We start from the raw sequence: 24,324 nt of genomic DNA on the forward strand, positions 1-24,324 counted from the left end.
GCCGGGATGGCCTTATGGTCGCCGGGTTCCCGATCCCGCGCTGACGACGAGGTGTTCTCGATGACGGTCCGAGCAACGGCGGCCGACTCCGGCCGGCTGCCCTCCGTAGCTGCCATGACCTCATCGAACGTAAGGAACACCTCTCGTGGATCTTCCCCGCATCTTCACCCTCCGCGAAAGTAGCCACCGCATCCACAACCCGTTCACCCCGGGCAAGCTCGCCGGCCTCGGCCGGGCGCTGCGCCTGGCGCCCGGTACGCGGGTGCTCGACCTCGCCAGCGGATCGGGCGAGATGCTGTGCACCTGGGCCCGGGACCACGGGGTCACCGGGACCGGCGTGGACATCAGCACGGTGTTCACCGAGAAGGCCCGCTCCCGGGCCGCCGAACTCGGCGTCGCCGACCGGGTCGCCTTCGTGCACGGCGACGCCTCCGGCTTCGTCGCGGACGAGCGGGTCGATCTCGCCGCGTGCGTCGGCGCCACCTGGATCGGCGGCGGCGTGGCCGGCACGGTCGAGCTGCTGGGCCGGAGTCTCCGGCCCGGTGGCCTGATGCTGATCGGCGAGCCGTACTGGCGCAGGGAGGTGCCGGACCGGGAGACCGCTCGGGCCGCTCACGCCGGCGGCGAGGACGACTTCCTCGTACTGCCGGAGCTGATCGAGCGGTTCGGCGACCTCGGGTACGACGTCGTGGAGATGGTGCTGGCCGACCAGGACAGCTGGGACCGGTACCGGGCCGCGCAGTGGCTCAACCTCCGCCGCTGGCTCGACGCGCACCCCGACGACGAGCTCGCCGCCGAGGTGCGGGCCGAACTCACCACCGAACCCGCCCGCTACACGCGGTACGAGCGGGAGTACCTCGGCTGGGGGGTCTTCGCCCTCATGGCCCGCTGACGGTCTGATGGCCTGCTGCCGGTCGGCCGACCGGCCGACCGGCCGACCGGCCGGTCAGCGGGTCAGCAGGTCGGCAGGTCGGTGGTACGGCCTGAGGGCCCGCCGACGGGCCCATCGGCGCGGGTCCGGGCGGCACACGCCGCCCGGACCCGCGCCCGTTCGCCCGGGCGGTTCAGCGCGTGGCGGGGACGAGCGCCCGCCGCTCCGCACGCGCCACCCGGGTCCCGTACAGGGTGATCGAGACGACCCCGAGCACCGCGAGCAGGCCGAGTGCCACCGTCGCCGTCCAGCCCCCGGCGTGGAAGGCGACCGCACCCAGCGTGCCGCCCACGCTGGAGCCCAGGTAGTACGCCGACTGGTAGAGCGCCGACGCCTGTGCCCGTCCCGTCGTCGCGGTGCGGCTCACCGAGGACGAGGCGACCGCGTGCCCGGCGAAGAAGCCGGCCGTGATCAGCACCAGGCCCAGCAGCACCAGCCCCAGCCGGTCGGCCAGCGAGAGCAGCAGCCCGGCCGCCGTGGTGGAGACCGCCAGATAGAGCGCGCCCCGGCGGCCGAGACGGGCCACCAGACGTCCGGCGGCGGCGGAGGAGACCGTACCGACCAGGTAGACCAGGAAGATCGAGCCGATGACGCCCTGCGGCAGGCTGAACGGTTCCTCGACCAGCCGGTAGCCGATCACCGTGTAGACCGCGCCGAACACCGTCATGAACAGCGCGCCGATCGCGTACAGCCGGACCAGCAGCGGGTCGGCCAGATGCGTGGCGACGGTCTTCGCCAGGGCCTTCGGGTTCAGCGAACCGGGACGGAAGTTGCGGGCCTTCGGGATGAGGAAGTGGAAGGCGACGGCGCACGCCAGCGCGAGCAGCCCGACCGCCGCGAGCGCGGCGCGCCAGCCCCAGGCCTGGGCGACCCACCCGGTGAGGATGCGACCGCTCATACCGCCGATGCTGTTGCCCGCGACGAACAGCCCGATCGCGGCGATCAGCGCCTTGGGCCGTACCTCCTCCGCGAGGTACGCCATCGCGGAGGCCGGAAGTCCGGCGAGCGCCGCACCCTGGACGGCGCGCAGGGCGATCAGCGCGCCCATCGACGGGGCGAAGGGCACCAGCAGCCCGACGAGCACCGCGATCGCCAGCGACGCCGTCATCAGCTGCCGCCGCCCGAACCGCTCCGAGAGCGCGCTCAGCGGCAGCACGAACAGGGCCAGCGCCCCGGTCGCCGCCGAGACCGTCCAGCTCGCCTGCCCGGCACTCGCATCGAACGACGCGGAGAGCGCGGGCAACAGCGCCTGGGTCGAGTAGAGGAGGGCGAAGGCCGCGACACCGGCGGCGAAGAGGGCGAAGCTCATCCGGCGGTAGCCGGGGCGGCCGGGCTCCAGGCGCTCATGGGTGGCGGCGGCGGGCGCGGCGGTGGTGGTGACGGGGGACTGCGGGGCAGAGGCATCCACGGCGATGGTGGATGCCCCGGTACTGGCGGGAGGCATACGTCGAACGTAGAGGGAGACGTTTCATGCGTCCAATGCACAAAACTGAGATAATCAATCCCATGGCGCATGAACGCAGCTCAGGGCCTCGGCTGTCACCCAGTAGTTACGAAGAAGACATCCGGGCCGTACTCGCGCCCCGCCTCGCGTACTTCGAGGCGGTCGCCAGGCACGAGCATGTGACCCGTGCCGCGCACGAGCTGGGCGTCCCGCAGTCAACGCTCTCGCGGGCCATGGTCCGGCTCGAAGCGGACCTGGGCGTCGCCCTGTTCGCCCGCAAGGGCCGCACCGTCTCGCTCACCCCGGCGGGCCGCACCTTCCTCGGCTCGGCGGAACGGGCCCTGGCCGAGGTGGAGAAGGCCGCCGACTCGGTCCGGGCGGACGCCGACCCGACGACGGGCCGGGTCTCCTTCGGCTTCCTGCACACCATGGGCTCGGAGACCGTGCCCGCCCTGATCCGCGCCTTCCGGGTCGACCACCCCAAGGTCCGCTTCCAACTCGTGCAGAACTACGGCGAGGCGATGATCGAACGGCTGCGCGCGGGCGGCCTCGACCTCTGCCTCACCTCTCCCGTGCCCGACGCCCCCGACCTGGTCGCCCGCCGCCTCGACGAACAGCGGCTGCGCCTCGTGGTCCCCGACGACCACCGCCTCGCCTCCCGCCGCCGCATCCGCCTCGCCGAGGCCGCCGACGAAACGTTCGTCACCCTGGAGCCCGGATACGGGCTGCGCCGGATCACCGACGACCTCTGCGCGGAGGCGGGCTTCACGCCCCGGGTCGCCTTCGAGGGCGAGGAGGCGGAGACCCTGCGCGGACTGGTCGCCGCCGGGCTCGGGGTGGCCCTGCTGCCGCCGCCCGCGGTCGCCCGCCCCGGCGTCGTCGAGCTGACGGTCACCGCACCGCGCGCGGCCCGTGAGATCGGGGTCGCCTGGCTGGACGGCCACCCCGACACCCCGCCGGTCGCCGCCTTCAAGCGCTTCCTGCTCTCGCGCCGGGGCCACCTGCTGCCGGACTGAGCGGACACGCGGCGGGCGGCGCACGCACGCGGCCCGGTGCGCGGTCGGTGCGCGGCCGGTGCCCCCGGGGGCCCGCTCGTCCTTCCGTCCGGGGCAGCGAGAATGTCCCGGTGACCCGTGACCGTGCGTCCTCCGCCGGGCCCCCCTGGCCCGCCCCGTCCGCCCTGCCCCCGCACCCGTCCGCGTCCGCCGGCCTGAAGGGCGTCGTGCTCGCAGCCGTGGTCGGCTCGGTGATGCTGCTGGCCTCGGCGGTGCTCCTCGCGCTGCTGCCCGGACAGCTCTCCGAGGCCCGCGACTTCCGGGCCGCGCGGCCGTGCGCGGAGCTCGGGGGCTCCGCGGCGGAGAACGGCGACTGTCTCGCCGAGTGGCCCGCCACGGTGCTCGGCACGGAGGCCCGCCGCCAGGGCAAGGGCCACGCCCGCTGGGTCACCCTCGACCCGGGCCGGGACAGCGAGCCGTTCCGCGTCCGGCTGCGGGGCGAGCGGCCGGTGTGGGAGAAGCTCGCGCCGGGCGACCGGGTCGCCGTCTCCTCCTGGCGCGGTCGGACGGTCCAGGTGGTGGCGGGGGAGGCGCGCCAGGACGCGATCGACCGGCCGGGGCCCGGCGCGATCGTCCGGCTGGCCGTGGCGCTGGCCCTGCTGATCGTCGGAGGCGTCTTCGTGCGGTCGGCGTTCTGGTGGAACGGCCGCCGTGCGCCCGGCGCCCCGGCCGTCCGCGCCGCGCAGATCACCGTGCCGATGGTGGCGACGGCGTCGGCGGTGGGCGTCGCGGTCACGGCCGCGGTCACCGTCGAGAGCCTGCCGGTCGCCCTCCTCGCCACCGCCGCCGCCTGCGCGGTCCTGTGGGCGGTCTCGGCGTGGCTGCTCCGCCGGCCGGCACGCGGAAGCACCGTCTGAGGCACGGGTTCCGCCCCCGTATGGCGTTCAGTGCCGCAGTGACCGGCCGAACCCGGCGGCCAGCGGCATCCGCAGCCCCAGCGGCGGCGGTGCGGCGACCGCGTCCGCGACCGGGCGGGCGTAGGACCGGGCGAAGAGCGAGCCGCGTACGAAGTCGGCGGCCAGCGCCACCACTTCGGAGCGGTGCTGGCGCAACGCGTGGCCGTCGGAGTGGACTTCGAAGCGACAGGTGTCCCGGTTGGACTTCTTCGCACGCTCGGCCAGCCGGTAGGACAGCTCCGGATCGGTGCGCTCGTCGTTGGTGCCGTGCACGATGAGCACCCGCCGCCCCGCCAGTTGCTTCACCGGCTCCGGTTCGGCCGCCGCCCGCTCGGGCAGCCACGGGGCCATCGCCAGGACGGAGGTGACCGCGCCGTGCCCGGCGGCCCGCAGCGCGGCCCGCCCGCCCATCCCGTGGCCGGCCAGGCAGACCGGCACGTCGCCGTACCGGCGCTGGACCTCGTCGGCCGCCCACGCGGCGTCCTCGGCGGGATGCGCGTCGTCCGCGTTCCAGCCCCGGCAGCGGTAGCGCAGCACATGCACCGCGAGCCCGTCGCCCACCCCGGCACGCGCCAGGGAACGGGCGAACGGCAGCTGTGCCGCGTACGAAAGGGTGGAGGGGCGACGGTGCGAGTCGGCCCGGCCGTCCGGAAGCAGCAGAACCACGCCGCTGACCTCGTCCATTGCTCCGGCCGTCTGAACGGCCCGTCCCAGCCTCGGGGGTGCCGGGGGGAGTGCGCGCTGTCCCATGACAGAACAGTGTCAGAAGGAGAGGTGTACTCCACCCGACTTCGCGGTCACTGTTACGCATCGACACCAGGCGCTCTACGCGCGTAGGCGCTAGAGTGCCAAGATGACGAGCCAGACCCCGAATGTCCCTGATTCCGACCAGATCCGGCGCGCCCCCAAGGTGCTGCTCCACGACCACCTCGACGGCGGCCTGCGGCCGGGCACCATCGTCGAGCTGGCCCGCGCGCAGGGTTACGACTCCCTCCCCGAGACCGAGGCCGACAAGCTCGGCATCTGGTTCCGCGAGGCCGCCGACTCCGGTTCGCTGGAGCGCTACCTGGAGACGTTCGCCCACACCTGCGCCGTCATGCAGACCCGTGACGCGCTGTTCCGGGTGGCCGCCGAGTGCGCCGAGGACCTCGCCCAGGACGGCGTCGTCTACGCCGAGATCCGCTACGCCCCCGAGCAGCACCTGGAGGGCGGCCTGACCCTCGAAGAGGTCGTCGAGGCCGTCAACGAGGGCTTCCGCGAGGGCGAGCGCATCGCCCGCGCGGGCGGCCACCGCATCCGCGTCGGCGCCCTCCTCACCGCGATGCGGCACGCGGCCCGCGCGCTGGAGATCGCCGAACTCGCCAACAGCTACCGCGACCAGGGCGTCGTCGGCTTCGACATCGCGGGCGCCGAGGCCGGGTTCCCGCCCACCCGCCACCTCGACGCGTTCGAGTACCTCAAGCGCGAGAACAACCACTTCACGATCCACGCGGGCGAGGCCTTCGGTCTGCCGTCGATCTGGCAGGCCCTCCAGTGGTGCGGCGCCGACCGCCTCGGCCACGGAGTGCGGATCATCGACGACATCGAGGTCGCCGAGGACGGCTCGGTCTCCCTCGGCCGCCTCGCCTCCTACGTACGGGACAAGCGCATCCCGCTGGAGATGTGCCCGACCTCCAACCTCCAGACCGGCGCGGCCACCTCGTACGCCGAGCACCCGATCGGACTGCTGCGCAAGCTGCACTTCCGGATCACCGTGAACACGGACAACCGGCTGATGAGCGGCACGAGCATGAGCGGGGAATTCGAGCGGCTGACCGAGGCTTTCGGATACACGCTCGACGACATGCAGTGGTTCACCGTCAATGCGATGAAATCAGCTTTCATTCCTTTCGACGAACGTCTCGCCATGATCAACGACGTCGTCAAGCCCGGGTACGCGGAGCTGAAGTCCGAGTGGCTCTTCCGCCAGACCGCTGTGACCAGCGGTTCCGCGGTGTCCGCAGGCTGAGGTATCCGACAGGTGAAAGGGCCGGGAAGGGAAATCCCGGCCCTTTTCCGCGTGTCGGGATGTTTGCGATAAGGGCAGCGGGATGGCTAGCTTGCAGAGCCGCTCACATCCCCTTCCCCAAGGATGAACTCTCCATGAAGAATTCTGCTGCCAAGACTCTCGGTGTCGCCGCTCTCGGTGCTGCTTTCGCCGCTGCCGCCGCCGGCAGCGCCTCCGCCGCCCCCTCGCTGCCGCTGGACGCCGCGGCCGGGGCGCTCCCCGTCTCGACGATGGCGCTCGACACCGTCGCGAAGTCGGCCCAGAACGCGCCGGTCCAGGAGACCGTCGGCAAGGTCCTCGGCGGCGACGCCACCGACGCGGCCGCCCCGGTCACCGGCCTGCTCGGCGGACTGCCCACCCAGGGCCTCACCGCCAACGGGATCCCGCTCGGCGGCTGAGAGGCTGCCGGGCCACCGGCGCCACCCGCACCTGCCGGTGGGGCGCACACCCTGGTCCAGGGTGTGCGCCCCACCGCGCGTTCTCGCTCCCCGTGACGCGGCGCGTCACCAGGCCGTCGCGGAGGAAGCGGACTTCTCCGAGGGCAGCAGCGCCCACAGCGCCAGGTAGAGCAGGAACTGCGGGCCGGGCAGCAGACACGAGACGACGAAGATGACGCGCATCGTGCTTGCGGAGATACCGAAGCGCCGGGCGAGGCCCGCGCACACTCCGCCGATCATGCGGCCTTCGCGGGGGCGGACAAGTGCGGCCATGGTGGGCTCCTTCGCGAACCGTTGCGTGAGGAGCGGCCTTGTGCGCTCCCCGATGTATCCATGGTGCCGCCGCGAAGGGGGACAAAGCATCGCTCTACGGTGCGAGGCCGACCCCGGTAATCGTCGGGGTCGGCCCCCCAGGGGCCTCCCCCCTGAGGCGGGTCTCCTGCCGGTAGTAAGGCAGGTCCCGTACCCCCGGCAGCCCCCGGCGGCGCAGCCGCGTCCGGCAGACCGGGACGACCAGCAGATGGGCCAGCACCACCCCGGTGGTGTTCAGCAGCAGCGAGTCGATGTCGACGATCTGACCGGGCACCCCGGTCTGGCCCAGCTCGATGGCCAGGGAGATGAGCGCCCCGGCGGCGACCGTACGCAGCAGGGAGACCCAGGGGGAGACGAAGATCCGGCCCCCGGCCATCGGCAGCAGCACCCCGAGCGGGGCCAGCAGCAACAACGCCCCGCCGATCCGGCGGGCCGCCTCGGCCGGTCCCAGCGCGAGGTCCGCCCTGATCCCGGCGAGCGGTTCGAAATTCGCCGCCGTGATCCAGGGAACGTCCAGCGGGCGCAGCGTCAGCCACCCGACGAACAGCAGATGCGCGACAAGGAGAGTGACCCCCGCCGCGCGGAAGTGGATGACGGTCTGGCCGTCCGAACTGTGACGCACGTCCACCAAGACGCCGCGACCGGCAGGATCGGTTCCGCGCTGTCGTGGACCGGCGCCCGGATGGCTCTCCAGGCCGCCGCGCGGCTGGACCGCACGGGACCCGTGTCGGCCGAGGCGGGCCGCGCCGGTCCGAGCCGGGCGGTGTCGGTCCAGCCGGGCCGCGCAGGTCGAGGCGGGCCGTGTCAGTGCAGCCGGGCCGCGTCCGGCGTGGCCAGGTCACCCGGCCGGGACTTCGTCTGCGAGGTGCAGAGATAGCCGCGCGGCGGGTAGTCCCCGGGCCCGCCCAGCACCACCGCCCCGTCCCTGACGAGCGTCTCGCTCTCCGCGTACGTGCACACCAGCTGGGCCAGCGCCTCCGCCGACAGGTCCTCCGGCTGGCTGCTGAGGCGCACGGTGCCCGCCGGGTCGCCGTCCCGGGCCGGAGTCACCCGCAGCCCGGCCGGAACCGCGGTGGTGAACCCCGCCCGCCGCTCGTTCGGGGGCGGCGCCTGCTGGACCTCCTTCAACAGCGCCCGGGCGACCACCACCGGATCGGCGCCCGCCGCGTCCGCCGCCACCGGACGGTCCGCGGTGACCAGCTGCGAGGTGCACACCAGATACACCGTGGCGCTCACGCCGTCCGGCGACCGGGTGGCGACGTCCGACGAGGACAGCCGGCACGGCACCCGGGAGGGCGCGGCCCCCGCGTCCACCGGCACCGAGGTCGTACGGATCCCGCACCCGGAGGCCAGCGCCGCGGCCGCCAGTACGGCCGCCACCGAGGCCGCCGTACGCCGCCGGAGCGGGCCTCGCCGGTACGTGACATCGCCGTGCTTCACGTCGCCCCGTTCTCGTCCGGGGCGTCCGCCCCCGGTTCGTCGTGGTGCGCGAGCTTCTCGGCGTCGCGCGGCAGCCGCAGTTCGAAGACGGCACCGCCGTCCGGGGAGTTCGCCGCCGTGATGTCACCGCCGTGGATGTGCGCGTTCTCCATGGCGATGGAGAGGCCGAGCCCGCTGCCCTCCGACCGCGGCCGGGAGGCGCTGGCCTTGTAGAAGCGGTCGAAGACGTGCGGCAGCACGTCCTCGGGGATGCCCGGACCGTGGTCCCGTACCTCGATGACCAGCTCCTCGCCCTCGGTCCGCACCCGTACGCCCACCGGCGAGCCCCCGTGCTTGAGGGCGTTGCCGATCAGATTGGCCAGGATCACATCCAGCCGGCGCGGATCGAGCCGGACCATCATGCCGCGTTCCGCGTCCAGGTCCACCGCGTCCAGCCAGGCCCGCGCGTCGATGCACGCGGTCACCTGGTCGGCGACGTCGACCGTGTCCAGCACCAGACGGGCCGTGCCCGCGTCGAAGCGGGTCACCTCCATCAGGTTCTCCACCAGGTCGTTCAGCCGCCGGGTCTCGCTGACCACCAGATGCACGGCGGGCGCGATCATCGGGTCGAGGGTGTCCGCCTCGTCCTCCAGCACCTCGGCCACCGCGGTGATCGCGGTCAGCGGGGTGCGCAGCTCGTGCGACATGTCGGCGACGAACCGCCGGCTCGCCTCCTCCCGCGCGCTCATGTCCGCGACCTTCTTCTCCAGCGAGCCGGCCGTTCTGTTGAACGTACGGGAGAGGTCGGCGAGTTCGTCCGTGCCGGAGACCACGAGCCGGGTGTCGAGCTTGCCCTCGCCGAGCTTGCGGGCCGCGTCGCCGAGCCGCTGCACCGGGCGCAGCACCGTCGTCGCGGCGGCCTGCGCGAGCAGCGCCGAGCCGACCAGCGCGAGGGCCGTGGCGATCCCCAGCGACCAGGCCAGCGAGTTGAGGTCCTGCCGCTCCTGGTCGAGGGACTTGAGCATGTAGCCGGTCGGGCCGCCGCCGATGATCCGCGTACCGGCGACCAGATACGGCGTGCCCGCTATGCTCGTCCGCTGCCAGAACAGGTGGTACTCGTGCTCGTTGCTCGACGTCAGCGGCTGCTTGCGGGACACCTGCTTCTGCAGCGAGCCCGGCACATCGGCCCGGGTGAAGGTGTCCAGGTCGGAGTAGCCCACGATCGGCTTGCCGCGCTCGCGTTCGGCCTCCAGCAGCACGCTGTAGCCCGGGCTGCTGGACGCCATCCTCCCGGCGGCCTGCTGGAGGTCGTCCTTGGTGGGACGGGTCGGCAGCTCCGCCGCGGTGTCCTGCATCTGCCGCCGGAAGTCGTCGAGCGCGGTGTCCTGGGTGCGGGTCAGCACGGCCTCGCGGTTGAGCCAGTACGCGATCCCCGAAGCGGACACCGCGGCCGTCAGCGCCACCAGCGCGAACACCACGACCAGGCGCAGCCGCAGACTGGTCCAGCGCAGACCGGCGCGCAGGGACCGCTTGGCGGTTTCGGTCACTGAGGCGAGTCCAGCCGGTAGCCCACGCCCCGCACCGTGCGGATCAGGGTGGGGGAGGACGGCACGTCCTCCACCTTCGCGCGCAGCCGCTGCACACAGGCGTCCACCAGACGGGAGTCGCCCAGGTAGTCGTGCTCCCACACCAGGCGCAGCAACTGCTGCCGCGACAGGGCCTGGCCGGGCCGGCGGCTCAGCTCCAGCAGGAGCCGCAGCTCGGTCGGCGTGAGCTGCAGATCCTCGCCGTCCTTGGTGACGGTCATGGCGGAGCGGTCGATCACCACGTTGCCGAAGGTCGCCGAGTCGGTCGACTCGCGCTCCCCCCGGCGGAGCACCGCCCGGATCCGGGCGTCCAGCACCCGGCCCTGGACAGGTTTCACCACATAGTCGTCCGCGCCGGACTCCAGTCCCACCACGACGTCGATGTCGTCGCTGCGCGCGGTCAGCAGAATGATCGGCAGTTGGTCGGTGCGGCGGATACGCCGGCACACCTCGAAACCGTCGATCCCGGGCAGCATCACATCCAGCACGACCAGGTCGGGCCGCTGCTCGCGCAGCAGCTCCAGGCCGTCCTCTCCCGTCGCCGCGGTGGCCACACGGTGGCCCTGGCGTGACAACGAGAGTTCGAGGGCCGTGCGGATGGCGTCGTCGTCCTCGATCAGCAACAGGAAAGGCACGGACGTCATTCTGGCCCATGGTGGCGCTTCAGTTCGACCTGTGGCCCGGTCGGATCTTCCGGGCACGGCTCCGACCACCCCTGTGACAGGCCTGTGACAGTCGGGGGACAGCGTCATGAAACTGCCCCGGCAAGCTCTTCGACATCAGGGAACGAACGGACTCCACCGATAGGGGGCGCGAGATGAACGCACTGCACAGCACCAGCTCAAGCGCAGTTGTCACGCGTCTCCACGACGTCGGGCGGAGCACGGAGAAGTCCGGTGCGATGACCATGCGGGGGTGTGTCCGGAGCACCGGGCGTCAGCACCAGGCGGCCGCGGAGCAGGTGCGCATGCCGTACATGGCGGTGGTCGACGCGCCCAAGGGGGCGGCGAACGCGTACGGGGAGGCCACGGGGGATCGCACGGCCCGGACGGAGAACGCGGACGCCGAAGCGGTGTTCACGGCCTACGTCCAGGAGCGACGGGCCTCCCTGTACGCGACCGCCTACCACCTGACCGGTGACCGGTTCGAGGCCGAGGACCTGTTGCAGAGCGCGCTCTTCTCGACGTACCGGGCGTGGGACCGGATCAGCGACAAGGCGGCGGTCGGCGGCTATCTGCGCCGCACCATGACCAATCTGCACATCAGCGCCTGGCGCAGGCGCAAGCTCAACGAATACCCGACCGAGGAGCTGCCGGAGACGGTGGGCGACACGGACGCGATGCGCGGCACGGAGCTGCGGGCGGTGCTCTGGCAGGCGCTCGCCCGGCTGCCCGAACTCCAGCGCACGATGCTGGTCCTGCGGTACTACGAGGGCCGCACCGACCCGGAGATCGCGTCGATCCTCGACATCAGTGTCGGCACGGTGAAGTCCAGCATCTGGCGCTCCCTGCGCCGGCTGCGCGAGGACGAGGTCCTCAGCTTCGGACGTGACGAGCAGGAGTCCTTCGGCGAGCTGGTGGCCTGAGGCTGGGCCCTTCGCTTCGGGGGAGGCGGGGGCCGCGGGGGGAGTACGGGGGAGCAGTAAAAACGGGGACCGAGGGGGTTCGGGGGAACCACGGGGGAACGGCCCGTCGCTTCGGGGGAGGCACGGGTCACGGGGGAGACACAGCGGGGTCGTACGGGCCGGGGGGTCCTGTACGGCCCCGCTCTCCGTGCCCCGACCGTTACGGTGTGAACCAGGAAGCGAGTCGGTGAGCACAGCAGAGGGCCGTACGAGGCCGGTGTGGAAGGTCTGGGCCGTCGTGGCCGTGCTGGTCGTGATGGTGGCGGGGCGCCCGTCCCTACTCCGGGACCGGCGCTCCCGCGCCCGCCCGACGGCACCGCCCGGCCGCCGCGGCGGCGAACCGCCCCAGCGCCTCCTCCTTGCCGCAGGGGTACGCCCCCAGGGCCGTCTGGCGGGCCACGATGCGGCGTTCGGCCCGCATCAGCCGCCAGCCCCGCCGCAGCAGGAACGGCACCGACTTGCGGCCCTCGCGCAGGTCCCGTACCAGCCGCCGCCGGAACGTGGTGGACGGGCGGCCGCGCAGACACAGCGCGTCCGCCAGCAGCCCCAGGTCCTGGCAGCGTTCCACGATGTCCGCCGCGAAGATCCCCTCCGCCACGAACAGCGGTGACCGCTCGATGTGGAAGGCCTCGTGGTGCGTACGGGAGCTGGTCGCGATGTCGTACACCGGCACGTCGGTGCGGCCGGCGCGGCACAGCTCGGCGATGGCGGCCACCGCCGCCTCCGCGTCCCAGGACCCGGCGGAGTCCCAGTCGATGTCCGTGGAGCCCGGCACCCGGGGCAGCGTCGGGTCGTTGTGCTCCTTGTAGAAGTCGTCCAGACGCAGCACCGGCAGGCCGGTGCGGGCGGCCAGGACGGACTTGCCGGAGCCGGAAGGGCCCGCGAGCAGCACGACGCGGGTCGGGATCGGTTGGGAACTCACAGAACAGAAGTGTGAGGCATTGACCCGCGCAGGGGATCCCTCGGGCCTCCTGTTGGTATCCAGCATCACACCTCAACTACTCTGCGCGCACAGACGATTACCCGACCAGGTCGATCAGGTGGAAAACATGGCACTTCACGCACGTAAGCCCGAACGCCGCGCCCTGCTGCGCGCAGGTCTGACCCTCACCGCGCTGGGGGCCGCCCTGGGAGCCGGCGCGGGCTCCGCGGGGGCCGTCCAGTTGCCCCCGGTCGCGGAGATCCCGGACCAGGGCACCTCGGCCCTCCGGGCGGTCGGCGAGACGGCCGGACCGGCGGTCACCAGCGCGCTCGGGACCTCGCTGGCCAGCAGCGTCGCCCCGGTGACCGACCTCCAGCTGGACCCGCTGGCCAACACCGGGGTGGACCCCCTGGACAACGCCGTGGGTACCCAGATCGCCGACTTCAAGCCGCTGACCACGGCCGTCCTCACGGACCCGATCACCAGCGGCGGCTCGCTGAGCGATCTGCCCGTGGTGGGGACGGCCACCGGGCTCATCACGGGCTGACGCCGGCCGCCGGCGAACGGCGGACGGGGCCGCCCCGGGGTGGGAGGGCGGCCCCGTCCGGGCCTCGGGTGTCCGTCAGTACGAGGAGCCGGAAGCTCCCAGAGCGCCCGTCGGGTGCCACACCGTCTTGGTCTCCAGGAACGCCGTCAGGCGGTGCGTGCCGGGGGAGGCCGTCCAGTCCGCGGAGTCCGCCGCGCCGTCCGCGTCCGCCGGCCCCGGGCGCAGGACGCGCTTCAGGTTGTCCGCGGCCGCGATCTCCAGCTCCTTCGCCAGGGCGGTGTCCGCACCGGTGAGGTCGATCGCGTTGACGTCCTGGTGGGCGGCGAGCGGGGCCGCCAGCTCCGCCGTGGCGCCCGACAGGATGTTGACCACGCCGCCGGGCACGTCCGAGGTGGCCAGCACCTCGCCCAGCGAGAGCGCGGGCAGCGGGGCGTCGGCCGAGGCGACGACGACCGCCGTGTTGCCGGTCGCGATGACCGGGGCGATCACCGAGACCAGCCCGAGGAACGACGACTTCTGCGGCGCGAGGACCGCGACGACGCCCGTCGGCTCGGGGGTGGAGAGGTTGAAGAAGGGGCCCGCGACCGGGTTCGCCCCGCCGGAGATCTGGCCGATCTTGTCGGTCCAGCCCGCGTACCAGACCCAGCGGTCGATCGCCGCGTCGACCGCGGCCGCCGCCTTGGACTTCGACAGCCCCTCGGAGGCGGCCACCTCACGGACGAACTGGTCCTTGCGGCCCTCCAGCATCTCCGCGACGCGGTAGAGGACCTGGCCCCGGTTGTACGCGGTCGCGCCCGACCAGCCGCCGAACGCCTTGCGCGCGGCCACGACCGCGTCGCGCGCGTCCTTGCGGGAGGACTGCGGCGCGTTCGCCAGCCACTGGCCCTTGGAGTCCGTCACCTCGTACACCCGGCCGCTCTCGGAGCGGGGGAACTTGCCCCCGACGTACAGCTTGTAGGTCTTGAAGACGCCAAGTCGGTTGTTATCGGACATCGAGGTACGCCTCCAGGCCGTGGCGGCCGCCCTCGCGGCCGTAGCCCGACTCCTTGTAGCCGCCGAACGGCGACGTCGGGTCGAACTTGTTGAACGTGTTGGCCCAGACGACGCCCGCGCGGAGCTTGTTCGCCACCGCGAGGATGCGGGAGCCCTTCTCCGTCCAGATGCCCGCCGAGAGGCCGTACTGACTGTTGTTGGCCTTGGCGACCGCCTCGTCCGGGGTGCGGAACGTCAGGACGGAGAGCACCGGGCCGAAGATCTCGTCGCGGGCCACCGTGTGCGCCTGGGTGACGTTCGTGAAGAGCGTCGGGGCGAACCAGTAGCCCGACGACGGCAGTTCGCAGGGGGCGCTCCAGCGCTCCGCGCCCTCCGCCTCGCCGGTCTCCACCAGGGCGGTGATCCGGGCCAGCTGCTCGGCGGAGTTGATCGCGCCGATGTCGGTGTTCTTGTCCAGCGGGTCGCCCAGGCGCAGCGTGGACAGCCGGCGCTTCAGGGCGTCCAGCACCTCGTCCTGGACCGACTCCTGGACCAGCAGCCGGGAGCCCGCGCAGCAGACCTGGCCCTGGTTGAAGAAGATCCCGGTGACGATGCCCTCGACGGCCTGGTCGATCGGCGCGTCGTCGAACACGATGTTCGCGCCCTTGCCGCCCAGCTCCAGGGTGACCTTCTTGTCCGTGCCCGCGACGGAGCGTGCGATGGCCTTGCCCACGGCGGTCGAACCGGTGAAGGCGACCTTGTTGACGTCCGGGTGCGTGACGAGCGCCTCGCCCGCGTCGCCGTAGCCGGTGAGGATGTTGACGACACCCTTGGGCAGTCCGGCCTGGCGGCAGATGTCCGCGAAGAACAGGGCGGAGAGCGGGGTCGTCTCGGCGGGCTTCAGCACCACCGTGTTGCCCGTGGCGAGCGCCGGAGCGATCTTCCACGCGAGCATCAGCAGCGGGAAGTTCCACGGGATGACCTGGCCCGCCACGCCCAGCGGACGGGGGTTCGCCCCGTACCCCGCGTGGTCCAGTTTGTCGGCCCAGCCCGCGTAGTAGAAGAAGTGCGCCGCGACCAGCGGGAGGTCCGCGTCGCGGGTCTCCTTGATCGGCTTGCCGTTGTCGAGGGTTTCGAGAACGGCGAGCTCGCGGCTGCGCTCCTGGATGATCCGGGCGATCCGGAACAGGTACTTGGCGCGCTCGGAGCCGGGCAGCGCCGACCACTTCTCGAACGCCTTGCGGGCCGCCTTCACGGCCCGGTCCACGTCCGCCGCGCCGGCCCGCGCGACCTCGGAGAGGACTTCCTCGCTGCTCGGCGAGACGGTCTTGAAGACCTTGCCGTCGGCGGCCTCGGTGAACTCGCCGTCGATGAACAGCCCGTAGGAGGGCGCGATGTCGACGACGGCGCGGGACTCCGGCGCCGGTGCGTACTCGAATGCGGATGCCATGGCTATCAGTCCACCGTCACGTAATCGGGGCCGGAGTAGCGGCCGGTGCTGAGCTTCTGGCGCTGCATCAGCAGGTCGTTGAGCAGGCTGGACGCGCCGAACCTGAACCAGTGCGGGTCCAGCCAGTCCTCGCCCGCGGTCTCGTTCACCAGCACCAGGAACTTGACCGCGTCCTTGGTGGTGCGGATGCCGCCGGCCGGCTTCACACCGATCTGTACGCCGGTCTGCGCCCGGAAGTCACGGACGGCCTCCAGCATGAGGAGCGTGTTGGCCGGGGTGGCGTTGGTGGCCACCTTGCCGGTCGAGGTCTTGATGAAGTCCGCGCCCGCCAGCATCCCGATCCAGGAGGCCCGGCGGATGTTGTCGTACGTGGACAGCTCACCGGTCTCGAAGATCACCTTGAGGCGGGCGGCCCCGCACTCCGCCTTCACGGCGAGGATCTCCTCGTACACCTTCAGGAACCGGCCGGAGAGGAACGCCCCCCGGTCGATCACCATGTCGATCTCGTCGGCCCCGGCCGCCACGGCGTCGCGGACGTCCGCGAGCTTGACGTCCAGCGCGGCGCGGCCCGCCGGGAAGGCGGTCGCCACGGACGCCACCTTCACGCCGGAGCCGGCCAGCGCGGCGGCGGCGGTGGCCGCCATGTCGGGATAGACGCAGACCGCGGCGGTGCGTGGGGTCGTGCGGTCCGTCGGGTCGGGGTTGACGGCCTTGGCGGCGAGAGCCCGGACCTTGCCCGGGGTGTCCGCGCCTTCCAGCGTCGTCAGGTCGATCATCGAGATGGCGAGATCGATGGCGTACGCCTTGGCCGTCGTCTTGATCGAACGGGTTCCGAGGGAGGCGGCGCGCGCTTCGAGGCCGACGGCGTCGACGCCGGGCAGCCCGAACAGGAAGCGGCGCAGCGCACTGTCGGACGCCGTCGCGTCGGAAAATGCGGGAGCAGTGGTGGGCATGGTCACCAGAGGAGCATATCTACGCGCGTAGCGACCTGTACAGGGGGCCGGGCCATCCGTGCGTCCCGCACCCCGTTCCTCCCGTACCGGCTCCTCCGGGCGCCACGGGCCGGACGGCCGGGCGGCCGTGCGGTGCGGCCGCTCCGCCGTCCTCCGCGCCCGTCAGGCAGAATCGGCCCCATGACGAGCCCCACACCTCCCGCGGAGCAGCCGCCCGCGACTCGGACCTACCGTTCCGTCGCCGCACTGGTCTGCGGGTCGCTGCTGCTCCTGCTGATCGCCTGGATGGCCGGGGACGCCATGATCCGGGGCGAGGGGCGCGTGCCCTGGCTGGCGGCGGCCGCGCTGCTCCTCGTGGTGCCGCTGGTCGTGGCGTTCACCCTGCGGCCCGCCGTCTTCGCGGACGACGAGCGCATCCGGATCCGCAACCCGTTCCGGACGATCCAGCTGCCCTGGACCGAGGTCGCCGACGTACGGGCCTCGTACTCCTCCGAGCTGCTCGCCCGGGACGGCGCGAAGTACCAGCTGTGGGCGGTCCCGGTCTCCCTGCGCGCCCGCAAGCGCGCGGCGCGCAGCGCGGCCCGCGCGGCGCACGACGACCCCTACGGCCGCACCTCCGTCAGCGCCGACGTCCGCGACTCCGCCGAGCGCACCGCATCCGCCGACCAGGCCGTTCGTGATCTGCGGGACATCGCCGAGCGGGCCGGCGACACGACCGCCGAGGGTGCGGACCGGGGCTCCGTGCGCTGGGCGTACGAGGTGATCGCCCCGGCCGTCGCGGGGGCCGTCCTGCTCGTGGTGGTGGGGGCGACCGGCTGAGAGGCTGTCGGACGGCCTCGGAGGCCGAGGCCGAACCATCGAACGCCGGAGGGCCGGCGCCCCTCCCGGGGCGCCGGCCCTCCGGCGTGAAAGCGGTGCGTCAGATCCCTGCCGCCGCCGCCAGGTCCCGCTTGATCCCGGTGAGCAGTTCCGCCCCCCGGGCCCGCGCGGCGGGCAGCCCGGCCGCGTCCGCCACCGGGACGACGACCTCCAGGTAGCACTTCAGCTTCGGCTCGGTGCCGCTCGGGCGGACGATCACCCGGGCCCCCTCCAGCTGGTAGCGCAGACCGTCGGTGGGCGGCAGCTTGTCCGTGCCCCGCGCCAGGTCCTCGGCCGAGGTGACGGCGAGACCCGCCAGCGCGGTCGGCGGCTGCTCCCGGAGCCGGGCCATGGCGTCCGCGATGACCGACAGGTCCTCCACCCGCACCGAGAGCTGGTCGGTGGCGTGCAGGCCGTGCGCGAGCGCCAGGTCGTCCAGCAGATCCAGCAGCGTACGGCCCTGCTCCTTGAGTACGGAGGCGAGCTCGGCGACGAGCAGGGCGGCGGTGATGCCGTCCTTGTCGCGGACGCCCTCGGGGTCGACGCAGTAGCCGAGCGCCTCCTCGTACCCGTACCGCAGGCCGTCCACCCGGGCGATCCACTTGAAACCGGTCAGCGTCTCCTCGTGACCGAGGCCCGCCTTCTCCGCGATCCGGCCGAGCAGCGACGACGACACGATCGACTCGGCGAACACGCCGCTCACGCCCCGCTCCACCAGGTGCGCGGCGAGCAGCGCGCCCACCTCGTCGCCGCGCAGCATCCGCCAGCCGCCCTCCGTGGCGGTGTCGGGCACGGCGACGGCGCAGCGGTCCGCGTCCGGGTCGTTGGCGATGACCAGGTCCGGCGCGGCCCGGCGCGCGGTGGCGAAGGCGAGATCCATCGCGCCGGGCTCCTCCGGGTTCGGGAAGGCCACGGTGGGGAACGCGGGGTCCGGCTCGGCCTGCTCCGCGACGAGCACCGGCGCGGGGAACCCGGCCCGCGCGAACGCGGCGGTCAGCACGGAGGTGCCGACGCCGTGCATCGCGGTGTGGACGATGCGTGCCGTACGGGGGCTGTCGGGGGCCAGGACCGCGTCCGTGCGGGCGAGGTAGGCGTCCAGGACCTCGTCGCCGAGGGTCTCCCAGCCGCCCTCGGGGCGCGGTACGCCCGCCAGCGGGCCGACCGCGTCGATGGCTGCGGCGATCTCGCCGTCGGCCGGGGGCACGATCTGTGAGCCGTCGCCGAGGTAGACCTTGTAGCCGTTGTCGCGCGGCGGGTTGTGGCTGGCGGTGACCTCGACCCCGGCGACGGCTCCCAGATGCCTTATGGCGTACGCCAGTACGGGGGTGGGGAGCGGGCGGGGGAGCACGGCTGCGCGCAGCCCGGCCCCGGTCATCACGGCCGCCGTGTCGCGCGCGAAGTCGGCGGACTTGTAGCGGGCGTCGTACCCGATGACGACGAGCCCGCCCTCCTTGCCCCGGGCCTTCAGATACGCGGCGAGGCCGGCCGCCGCCCGGATCACCACGGACCGGTTCATCCGCATCGGACCGGCCCCCAGCTCCCCGCGCAGCCCGGCGGTGCCGAACTGGAGCGTGCCCGCGAACCGGGCGGCCAGCTCGGCGGTGTCGCCCGCCTCGACGATCGCGCCCAGCTCCGCACGCGTCTCGGGGTCGGGGTCCTCGGCCAGCCAGGTCCTGGCCTGCGCGATGAGGTCGTGCTGCACGGGGTCCGCCTTTCGGGGGTGCGGAAGCGGGGTACGGGGGTGGGGTGCGGGCGGTCGGGGCTGGGGGCGGTGCGAGGGCGCGGGGTCCGGGGGCGCGGGTTCGGGGCTCCGCCCCGGACCCAGGTCCTCACACGCCGGACGGGCTGGAAACGCGGCCGGGCGGGCCGAGGCGGGTAGGAACAGGCAGTGCCGGTCCCCGAAGGGCTCGGGTGCAGGCGAGCCAGTCTCCGAAGGGCTCGGGGACAGGCGAGCCGGTCCCCGAGGGCGCGGATCAGACGCGGTCGAGCACCCGGGCCAGCAGTGCGCCCATCCGGGTCGCCGAGTCGCGGCCGGCCTGGAGGACCTCCTCGTGGTTGAGAGGTTCTCCGGACATGCCCGCCGCCAGGTTGGTGACGAGGGAGAGGCCGAGCACCTCGGCGCCCGCCTCCCGGGCCGCGATGGCCTCCAGGACCGTGGACATGCCCACCAGGTCGCCGCCGAGCACCCGGACCATGTTGATCTCGGCCGGGGTCTCGTAGTGCGGGCCGGGCAACTGGACGTAGACGCCCTCTTCGAGGGTGTCGTCGATCTCCTTGCACAGCGCGCGCAGCCGCGGGGAGTACAGGTCGGTCAGGTCGACGAAGTTGGCGCCGATGATCGGGGAGGCGGCCGTCAGGTTGATGTGGTCGCTGATCAGGACCGGCTGTCCCGGGCGCATGCCCTCGCGCAGACCGCCGCAGCCGTTCGTCAGGATGACGGTCCCGCAGCCCGCGGCCACCGCCGTGCGGACCCCGTGGGCGACGGCGGCGACGCCCCGGCCCTCGTAGAAGTGCGTGCGGCCGAGGAAGACCAGCGCGCGCTTCTCGCCGATCCTGTACGAGCGGACCGTGCCGCCGTGGCCCTCGACGGCGGGCGCCGGGAAGCCGGGCAGGTCGGTCACGGGGAACTCGGCCTCCGGGACGCCGAGTGCTTCGCCCGCGGGCGCCCAGCCGGAGCCCATGACCAGGGCGACGTCATGGGTCTCGGCGCCGGTCAGCTCGCGCAGGCGGGCGGCGGCCCCGGCGGCGGCTGCCTGCGGGTCGCCCTGGATGTTGTCCGGAATAACTGATGCGTTCACGCGGACGAGCGTAACCGCTGAATCCCTACGCGCGTAGATGTACGGGCGCAAAGACGTGCCGCGGGTCCTTGTGCTTTTGCACGAAGACGGCGTGACCGGGCCCCGGTCCGCCCTGGTCAGCAGGGACGCTTGCGCAGTTCCATCACGTAGTCGTGCGGTGCGCCGGAGGATTCCGCGGCGTCCGCGATCTCGCCCAGATAACGTGCCGAGGGCAGCCCGCCCTCGTATCCGTTCAGCACGTACATCCAGGCCGGCTCCTCACCGTCCAGGGTGTGCACGCGCACCCGCATCCGGCGGTAGATGTCGAGCCCGACACCCTCCCAGCGGTCCATCGAGTCCTCGTCCATCGGCGCCAGGTCGTACAGCGCGACGAAGACCTGGGAGCGCGGAGCCTCCACCACGGTGGCCAGCGCCCCCTCCCAGCCCATCTGCTCCCCGCCGAAGGTCAGCCGCCAGCCGTTGAGCCAGCCGGTGCTGCGCATCGGTGAATGCGGGGCGCGGCGAGTCATGAGCCGCGCGTCGAGGTTGCCGGCGTACGCGGCGTAGAGCGACATGGGACCGAGGGTACGGGAGGTGGGCGCGGGAGCGGCGGTTCCTGTGACGAAGGCCCCGGTCGGGCGAGTGCGCGGCGGGTCCGCGGCGCCGTTCCCGGCGGCTCGTTCCCGTGCGGCGGGCGCCCTCTTTCCCGTATGGAGGGCCCCGGGGCGAAGCACTTTGGCGCGTGCGGGACAATGGAGTACGTACTGCATTCCCCCGGGGCGATCCCCCGGACCCCCGGCCGGGGCGGCAGACGGCCGCGGGTTACACAACGCGAGGCGGACTTTTCGTGACCCGGATCGTGATCATCGGCGGCGGCCCCGGCGGCTACGAAGCAGCCCTGGTGGGCGCCCAGCTCGGCGCGGAGGTGACCGTCGTCGACTGCGACGGTCTGGGCGGGGCCTCGGTCCTCACCGACTGCGTGCCCTCGAAGACCCTGATCGCCACGGCCGAGGTGATGACCACCTTCGACTCCTCGTACGAGGAGCTGGGCATCATCGTCGCCGACGACACCCCGCACGTGGAGCAGGCCGCCCGGGTCGTCGGCGTGGACCTCGGCAAGGTCAACCGCCGGGTCAAGCGCCTCGCGCTCGCCCAGTCCCACGACATCACCGCCTCCGTCACCCGGGCCGGCGCCCGCGTGATGCGCGGCCGGGGCCGGCTCGACGGGCTCCAGGCCGCCGACGGGTCCCGCCAGGTCGTCGTCACCGCCGCGGACGGCACCGAGGAGCGGCTGACCGCCGACGCCGTGCTGATAGCGACCGGCGGCCGCCCCCGGGAGATCCCGGACGCGCAGCCCGACGGCGAGCGCATCCTGAACTGGACCCAGGTCTACGACCTCGACGAGCTTCCCGAGGAGCTCATCGTCGTCGGATCCGGTGTCACCGGCGCCGAGTTCGCCGGCGCCTACCAGGCGCTCGGCTCCCGCGTCACCCTCGTCTCCTCCCGGGACCGGGTGCTGCCCGGCGAGGACCCGGACGCCGCCGCCGTCCTGGAGGACGTCTTCCGCCGCCGCGGGATGAACGTCATGGCCCGCTCCCGCGCCCAGTCCGCCAAGCGTGTCGGCGACCGGGTCGAGGTGACGCTGGCCGACGGCCGGGTCATCACCGGCTCGCACTGCCTGATGGCGGTCGGCGCGATCCCGAACACCGCGGGCATGGGCCTGGAGGAGGCCGGCGTACGGCTCAAGGACTCCGGGCACGTCCTCACCGACCGGGTCTCGCGCACCAGCGCCCCCGGCGTCTACGCGGCCGGTGACGTCACCGGGATCTTCGCGCTGGCCTCGGTCGCCGCGATGCAGGGCCGCATCGCGATGTACCACTTCCTGGGCGACGCGGTCGCCCCGCTGAACCTCAAGGCCGTCTCCGCCAACGTCTTCACCGACCCGGAGATCGCCACCGTCGGCTACAGCCAGGCCGAGGTCGACGCGGGCAAGATCGAGGCCCGGGTGGTGAAGCTGCCGCTGCTGCGCAACCCGCGCGCCAAGATGCAGGGCATCCGCGACGGCTTCGTCAAGATCTTCTGCCGTCCCGGTACGGGCATCGTGGTCGGGGGCTGCGTGGTCGCGCCGCGCGCCAGCGAGCTGATCCATCCCATCTCGCTCGCGGTCGACAACAACCTGACGGTGGAGCAGATCGCCAACGCGTTCACGGTGTACCCGTCCCTCTCCGGATCGATCGCCGAAGTGGCCCGGCAGCTGCACACCCGCAAGCTCACGGGCGAGGACTGAGGGCCCGGGAAGCGCGGCATTTCCGGCATCTCACCGCAACTCGGCGGCAGTCCGGGCGGTGCGACGACCGCCTGACGATCACCGCTGAACAACAGAGGGGCCTCCTATACCACTTGGAGGCCCCTTTGAAGTACAACTTCTGTTATTCGGCGCAAACTGCTGAAAACTCACCGGCGGTCAGGTTACTGTCAGTTTCGTGTTCGCTGCAGAACGTCGTCAATTGATCCTCGAAATGGTGCGTGCCAACGGGGCGGTATCGCTCCGTGAGCTCGCCCGCGTCGTCCAGACCTCCGAAGTGACCGTACGGCGGGACGTGCGGGCACTGGAGGCAGAAGGACTCCTCGACCGCCGGCACGGCGGTGCGGTCTTGCCGGGCGGTTTTACGCGGGAGTCCGGCTTTCCGCAGAAATCCCATCTCTCCACCGCGGAGAAGACTGCTATCGCCGACCTGGCCGCAGGCCTCGTCGGCGAGGGCGAGGCCATCGTGGTCGGCGCCGGCACGACCACGCAGGAGCTGGCCCGTCGGCTCGCGCGGGTCCCCGGTCTGACCGTCGTCACCAACTCCCTGCTGGTGGCCCAGGCGTTGGCCCACGCCAACCGGGTGGAAGTCGTCATGACCGGCGGCACCCTGCGCGGGAGCAACTACGCGCTGGTGGGCAGCGGGGCCGAGCAGTCCCTCCAGGGGCTGCGGGTCTCCCGGGCCTTCCTCTCCGGGAGCGGCCTCACGGCGGAGCGTGGCCTGTCCACCTCCAACATGCTCTCGGCCAGCGTCGACCGGGCTCTCGTGCAGGCCGCCGCGGAGGTGGTCGTCCTGGCGGACCACACCAAGCTCGGCTCGGACACCATGTTCCAGACGGTGCCCACCGAGCTGATCACCCGTCTGGTGACGGACGAGCCCCCGCTCCACGACGAGCGGGCCGCCGCCGAGCTCCAGTCCCTGGCGGACCAGGGTGTGGAGATCACGGTGGCCGGTCCGGGCGCGGACGCGTCCGGCGGGGACGGCGGCCCTCCGGGGCGTCAGCCCCGCCGGGAGATGCCGCTCCCCGGCCAGCGGCGCACGCAGAACGGCGGTCTCGGGCCGCAGCTCCGCAGTGCCTCCGCGCTGGCGGACGTCCCGGGAGAGCGGGCGCGGGTCGCGGACCTGCGGCGGCGGTAGGGCCGTCTCGGGGGCGCTGGCCCCCGAACCCCGCGCGGCGGTCACGAGCCCGGCCGCAGGGCCCCCTACTTCAGCCCGCGCAGCGTCAGCCGCAGCAGCCGCTCCGCCAACTCCGGGTCGTCGGGCGACTGCTCGGCCGCCAGCGCGATCGCGTTGGTGAGCTGGAGCAGATCGTCGATCGAGACGTCGGCCCGCACCGACCCGCTCTCCTGGGCCCGGCGCAGCAGCCCCGCGCCCGCCTCCCGGAGCGGCAGATGGCACTGCGCGAGGGCCGAGGTCTCGTTGCGCGAGGCGGACATCAGGCCGTGGGCCAGGCCGCGGTACTCACCCGCATGAGTGACGATCGCGCCCAGCCAGTCCACCAGCGCACGGCACGGGGCTTCCGCCGCCGCCAGCTCCCGGGAGCGGTCCAGGAGTGAGCACAGGGCGTCCTGGAAGACCGCGTTCATCAGGGCGTCCCGGTTCGGGAAGTGCCGGTAGAGGGTGCCGATGCCCACACCCGCCCGCCGGGCGATGTCCTCCAGCGACGCGTCCGTGCCGTGCTCGGCGAAGGACCTGCGGGCCTCACCCACCAGCCGGTCGTGGTTCCGGCGCGCGTCCGCGCGCATCGGCCGGGCCGGCGCTTGTGCCGTGCTCGTCTCCATCGGGATC

Annotated in this window: 25 protein-coding genes; 10 read left to right on the plus strand and 15 right to left on the minus strand. The window is 72.8% G+C overall.

The features are described 5' to 3' along the window. Positions 1–145 precede the first annotated feature (145 nt). Positions 146–892: an SAM-dependent methyltransferase gene (locus tag CR470_RS04180; protein WP_097866217.1), complete on the plus strand. Its 747-nt coding sequence runs from the start codon at positions 146–148 to the stop codon at positions 890–892. 172 nt (positions 893–1,064) lie between these two features. On the opposite strand, the gene CR470_RS04185 is transcribed toward CR470_RS04180, so the two are convergent. Further along, positions 1,065–2,375, minus strand: a complete 1,311-nt coding sequence (locus tag CR470_RS04185; protein ID WP_097866218.1) for an MFS transporter — start codon at positions 2,373–2,375, stop codon at positions 1,065–1,067. 62 nt (positions 2,376–2,437) lie between these two features. On the opposite strand from CR470_RS04185, the gene CR470_RS04190 reads away from it, so the two are divergent. Together CR470_RS04190 and CR470_RS04195 are read left to right on the plus strand one after the other, a co-directional pair. Beyond that, entirely contained in the window at positions 2,438–3,391 is a 954-nt protein-coding gene (locus CR470_RS04190; RefSeq protein ID WP_097866219.1) for a LysR family transcriptional regulator, read from the plus strand. 110 nt (positions 3,392–3,501) lie between these two features. Beyond that, the gene (locus tag CR470_RS04195) at positions 3,502–4,287 is read left to right on the plus strand and encodes a hypothetical protein (RefSeq protein WP_257138404.1); all 786 of its coding nucleotides are present in this window, start codon (positions 3,502–3,504) and stop codon (positions 4,285–4,287) included. A gap of 27 nt (positions 4,288–4,314) precedes the next feature. On the opposite strand, the gene CR470_RS04200 is transcribed toward CR470_RS04195, so the two are convergent. After that, positions 4,315–5,076: an alpha/beta hydrolase gene (locus CR470_RS04200; RefSeq protein ID WP_373561387.1), complete on the minus strand. Its 762-nt coding sequence runs from the start codon at positions 5,074–5,076 to the stop codon at positions 4,315–4,317. A 103-nt stretch (positions 5,077–5,179) separates the two neighbouring features. Here CR470_RS04200 and CR470_RS04205 point away from each other — a divergent pair, with 103 nt between their 5' ends. Both CR470_RS04205 and CR470_RS04210 read left to right on the plus strand, forming a co-directional pair. Further along, the gene (locus tag CR470_RS04205) at positions 5,180–6,334 is read left to right on the plus strand and encodes an adenosine deaminase (protein WP_097866220.1); all 1,155 of its coding nucleotides are present in this window, start codon (positions 5,180–5,182) and stop codon (positions 6,332–6,334) included. A 134-nt stretch (positions 6,335–6,468) separates the two neighbouring features. Further along, entirely contained in the window at positions 6,469–6,771 is a 303-nt protein-coding gene (locus tag CR470_RS04210; protein WP_097866221.1) for a hypothetical protein, read from the plus strand. A gap of 105 nt (positions 6,772–6,876) precedes the next feature. On the opposite strand, the gene CR470_RS04215 is transcribed toward CR470_RS04210, so the two are convergent. From CR470_RS04215 to afsQ1, 5 genes are all read right to left on the minus strand, one after another. Beyond that, complete coding sequence (locus tag CR470_RS04215) at positions 6,877–7,083, minus strand: PspC domain-containing protein (RefSeq protein WP_030591389.1); 207 nt, start codon at positions 7,081–7,083, stop codon at positions 6,877–6,879. A 94-nt stretch (positions 7,084–7,177) separates the two neighbouring features. Next, complete coding sequence (locus CR470_RS04220) at positions 7,178–7,750, minus strand: VanZ family protein (protein WP_097866222.1); 573 nt, start codon at positions 7,748–7,750, stop codon at positions 7,178–7,180. A 176-nt stretch (positions 7,751–7,926) separates the two neighbouring features. Beyond that, the gene (locus CR470_RS04225) at positions 7,927–8,562 is read right to left on the minus strand and encodes a hypothetical protein (RefSeq protein WP_097866223.1); all 636 of its coding nucleotides are present in this window, start codon (positions 8,560–8,562) and stop codon (positions 7,927–7,929) included. Further along, a complete protein-coding gene (locus CR470_RS04230; RefSeq protein ID WP_097866224.1) occupies positions 8,559–10,088 on the minus strand; it encodes a sensor histidine kinase in 1,530 nt (509 codons plus the stop codon). The genes CR470_RS04225 and CR470_RS04230 overlap by 4 nt, the downstream gene beginning before the upstream one ends. Next, the gene (gene afsQ1, locus CR470_RS04235) at positions 10,085–10,762 is read right to left on the minus strand and encodes a two-component system response regulator AfsQ1 (RefSeq protein WP_006127084.1); all 678 of its coding nucleotides are present in this window, start codon (positions 10,760–10,762) and stop codon (positions 10,085–10,087) included. The genes CR470_RS04230 and afsQ1 overlap by 4 nt, the downstream gene beginning before the upstream one ends. A gap of 182 nt (positions 10,763–10,944) precedes the next feature. Between afsQ1 and CR470_RS04240 the strand changes: the two genes are divergently transcribed. Next, on the plus strand, positions 10,945–11,712 hold the full coding sequence (locus CR470_RS04240; protein WP_097866225.1) for a SigE family RNA polymerase sigma factor: 768 nt from the start codon (positions 10,945–10,947) through the stop codon (positions 11,710–11,712). 316 nt (positions 11,713–12,028) lie between these two features. Here CR470_RS04240 and CR470_RS04245 read toward each other — a convergent pair whose 3' ends face one another. Next, positions 12,029–12,739, minus strand: a complete 711-nt coding sequence (locus tag CR470_RS04245) for a uridine kinase family protein (RefSeq protein ID WP_097866226.1) — start codon at positions 12,737–12,739, stop codon at positions 12,029–12,031. A gap of 61 nt (positions 12,740–12,800) precedes the next feature. On the opposite strand from CR470_RS04245, the gene CR470_RS04250 reads away from it, so the two are divergent. After that, positions 12,801–13,220 (plus strand): hypothetical protein, encoded by a 420-nt coding sequence (locus CR470_RS04250; RefSeq protein ID WP_097866227.1) that lies wholly within the window; start codon positions 12,801–12,803, stop codon positions 13,218–13,220. A gap of 75 nt (positions 13,221–13,295) precedes the next feature. On the opposite strand, the gene CR470_RS04255 is transcribed toward CR470_RS04250, so the two are convergent. Genes CR470_RS04255 through deoC form a run of 3 tightly spaced genes read right to left on the minus strand, consistent with a single transcriptional unit; the run spans position 13,296 to position 16,595 of the window. Next, positions 13,296–14,213 (minus strand): aldehyde dehydrogenase family protein, encoded by a 918-nt coding sequence (locus CR470_RS04255; RefSeq protein ID WP_097866228.1) that lies wholly within the window; start codon positions 14,211–14,213, stop codon positions 13,296–13,298. Then, positions 14,203–15,642: an aldehyde dehydrogenase family protein gene (locus tag CR470_RS04260; RefSeq protein ID WP_097866229.1), complete on the minus strand. Its 1,440-nt coding sequence runs from the start codon at positions 15,640–15,642 to the stop codon at positions 14,203–14,205. The genes CR470_RS04255 and CR470_RS04260 overlap by 11 nt, the downstream gene beginning before the upstream one ends. A gap of 5 nt (positions 15,643–15,647) precedes the next feature. Continuing rightward, a complete protein-coding gene (deoC, locus tag CR470_RS04265; RefSeq protein ID WP_050360204.1) occupies positions 15,648–16,595 on the minus strand; it encodes a deoxyribose-phosphate aldolase in 948 nt (315 codons plus the stop codon). Positions 16,596–16,775: 180 nt separating this feature from the next. On the opposite strand from deoC, the gene CR470_RS04270 reads away from it, so the two are divergent. Further along, entirely contained in the window at positions 16,776–17,414 is a 639-nt protein-coding gene (locus tag CR470_RS04270; RefSeq protein ID WP_097866230.1) for a PH domain-containing protein, read from the plus strand. A gap of 100 nt (positions 17,415–17,514) precedes the next feature. On the opposite strand, the gene CR470_RS04275 is transcribed toward CR470_RS04270, so the two are convergent. The 3 genes from CR470_RS04275 to CR470_RS04285 form a co-directional block, all read right to left on the minus strand. Continuing rightward, positions 17,515–19,155: a phospho-sugar mutase gene (locus tag CR470_RS04275; RefSeq protein WP_097866231.1), complete on the minus strand. Its 1,641-nt coding sequence runs from the start codon at positions 19,153–19,155 to the stop codon at positions 17,515–17,517. 271 nt (positions 19,156–19,426) lie between these two features. After that, positions 19,427–20,251: a purine-nucleoside phosphorylase gene (locus tag CR470_RS04280; RefSeq protein WP_097866232.1), complete on the minus strand. Its 825-nt coding sequence runs from the start codon at positions 20,249–20,251 to the stop codon at positions 19,427–19,429. Between the two features lie 116 nt (positions 20,252–20,367). Next, complete coding sequence (locus CR470_RS04285; RefSeq protein WP_097866233.1) at positions 20,368–20,805, minus strand: gamma-glutamylcyclotransferase; 438 nt, start codon at positions 20,803–20,805, stop codon at positions 20,368–20,370. 272 nt (positions 20,806–21,077) lie between these two features. Between CR470_RS04285 and CR470_RS04290 the strand changes: the two genes are divergently transcribed. Together CR470_RS04290 and CR470_RS04295 are read left to right on the plus strand one after the other, a co-directional pair. Next, positions 21,078–22,517: an NAD(P)H-quinone dehydrogenase gene (locus CR470_RS04290; protein WP_097866234.1), complete on the plus strand. Its 1,440-nt coding sequence runs from the start codon at positions 21,078–21,080 to the stop codon at positions 22,515–22,517. 196 nt (positions 22,518–22,713) lie between these two features. Further along, the gene (locus CR470_RS04295; protein WP_097866235.1) at positions 22,714–23,673 is read left to right on the plus strand and encodes a DeoR/GlpR family DNA-binding transcription regulator; all 960 of its coding nucleotides are present in this window, start codon (positions 22,714–22,716) and stop codon (positions 23,671–23,673) included. Between the two features lie 65 nt (positions 23,674–23,738). On the opposite strand, the gene CR470_RS04300 is transcribed toward CR470_RS04295, so the two are convergent. Beyond that, positions 23,739–24,281: a TetR/AcrR family transcriptional regulator gene (locus CR470_RS04300; RefSeq protein ID WP_441350773.1), complete on the minus strand. Its 543-nt coding sequence runs from the start codon at positions 24,279–24,281 to the stop codon at positions 23,739–23,741. Positions 24,282–24,324: the final 43 nt, after the last annotated feature.

The sequence above is a fragment of the Streptomyces sp. rh34 genome (genome assembly GCF_002551245.1).
GTDB lineage: Bacteria > Actinomycetota > Actinomycetes > Streptomycetales > Streptomycetaceae > Streptomyces.

What these genes read in the sequence shown, in the direction of transcription:
- CR470_RS04215 (WP_030591389.1), bottom strand. Translation starts at nt 7,083, where the DNA reads ATGGCCGCACTTGTCCGCCCCCGCGAAGGCCGCATGATCGGCGGAGTG.
- CR470_RS04245 (WP_097866226.1), bottom strand. Translation starts at nt 12,739, where the DNA reads ATGCTGGATACCAACAGGAGGCCCGAGGGATCCCCTGCGCGGGTCAAT.
- CR470_RS04210 (WP_097866221.1), top strand. Translation starts at nt 6,469, where the DNA reads ATGAAGAATTCTGCTGCCAAGACTCTCGGTGTCGCCGCTCTCGGTGCT.
- CR470_RS04190 (WP_097866219.1), top strand. Translation starts at nt 2,438, where the DNA reads ATGGCGCATGAACGCAGCTCAGGGCCTCGGCTGTCACCCAGTAGTTAC.
- CR470_RS04270 (WP_097866230.1), top strand. Translation starts at nt 16,776, where the DNA reads ATGACGAGCCCCACACCTCCCGCGGAGCAGCCGCCCGCGACTCGGACC.
- CR470_RS04240 (WP_097866225.1), top strand. Translation starts at nt 10,945, where the DNA reads ATGAACGCACTGCACAGCACCAGCTCAAGCGCAGTTGTCACGCGTCTC.
- CR470_RS04250 (WP_097866227.1), top strand. Translation starts at nt 12,801, where the DNA reads ATGGCACTTCACGCACGTAAGCCCGAACGCCGCGCCCTGCTGCGCGCA.
- CR470_RS04185 (WP_097866218.1), bottom strand. Translation starts at nt 2,375, where the DNA reads ATGCCTCCCGCCAGTACCGGGGCATCCACCATCGCCGTGGATGCCTCT.
- CR470_RS04300 (WP_441350773.1), bottom strand. Translation starts at nt 24,281, where the DNA reads ATGCGCGCGGACGCGCGCCGGAACCACGACCGGCTGGTGGGTGAGGCC.
- CR470_RS04205 (WP_097866220.1), top strand. Translation starts at nt 5,180, where the DNA reads ATGACGAGCCAGACCCCGAATGTCCCTGATTCCGACCAGATCCGGCGC.
- CR470_RS04260 (WP_097866229.1), bottom strand. Translation starts at nt 15,642, where the DNA reads ATGGCATCCGCATTCGAGTACGCACCGGCGCCGGAGTCCCGCGCCGTC.
- CR470_RS04285 (WP_097866233.1), bottom strand. Translation starts at nt 20,805, where the DNA reads ATGTCGCTCTACGCCGCGTACGCCGGCAACCTCGACGCGCGGCTCATG.
- CR470_RS04200 (WP_373561387.1), bottom strand. Translation starts at nt 5,076, where the DNA reads ATGGGACAGCGCGCACTCCCCCCGGCACCCCCGAGGCTGGGACGGGCC.
- CR470_RS04255 (WP_097866228.1), bottom strand. Translation starts at nt 14,213, where the DNA reads ATGTCCGATAACAACCGACTTGGCGTCTTCAAGACCTACAAGCTGTAC.
- deoC (WP_050360204.1), bottom strand. Translation starts at nt 16,595, where the DNA reads ATGCCCACCACTGCTCCCGCATTTTCCGACGCGACGGCGTCCGACAGT.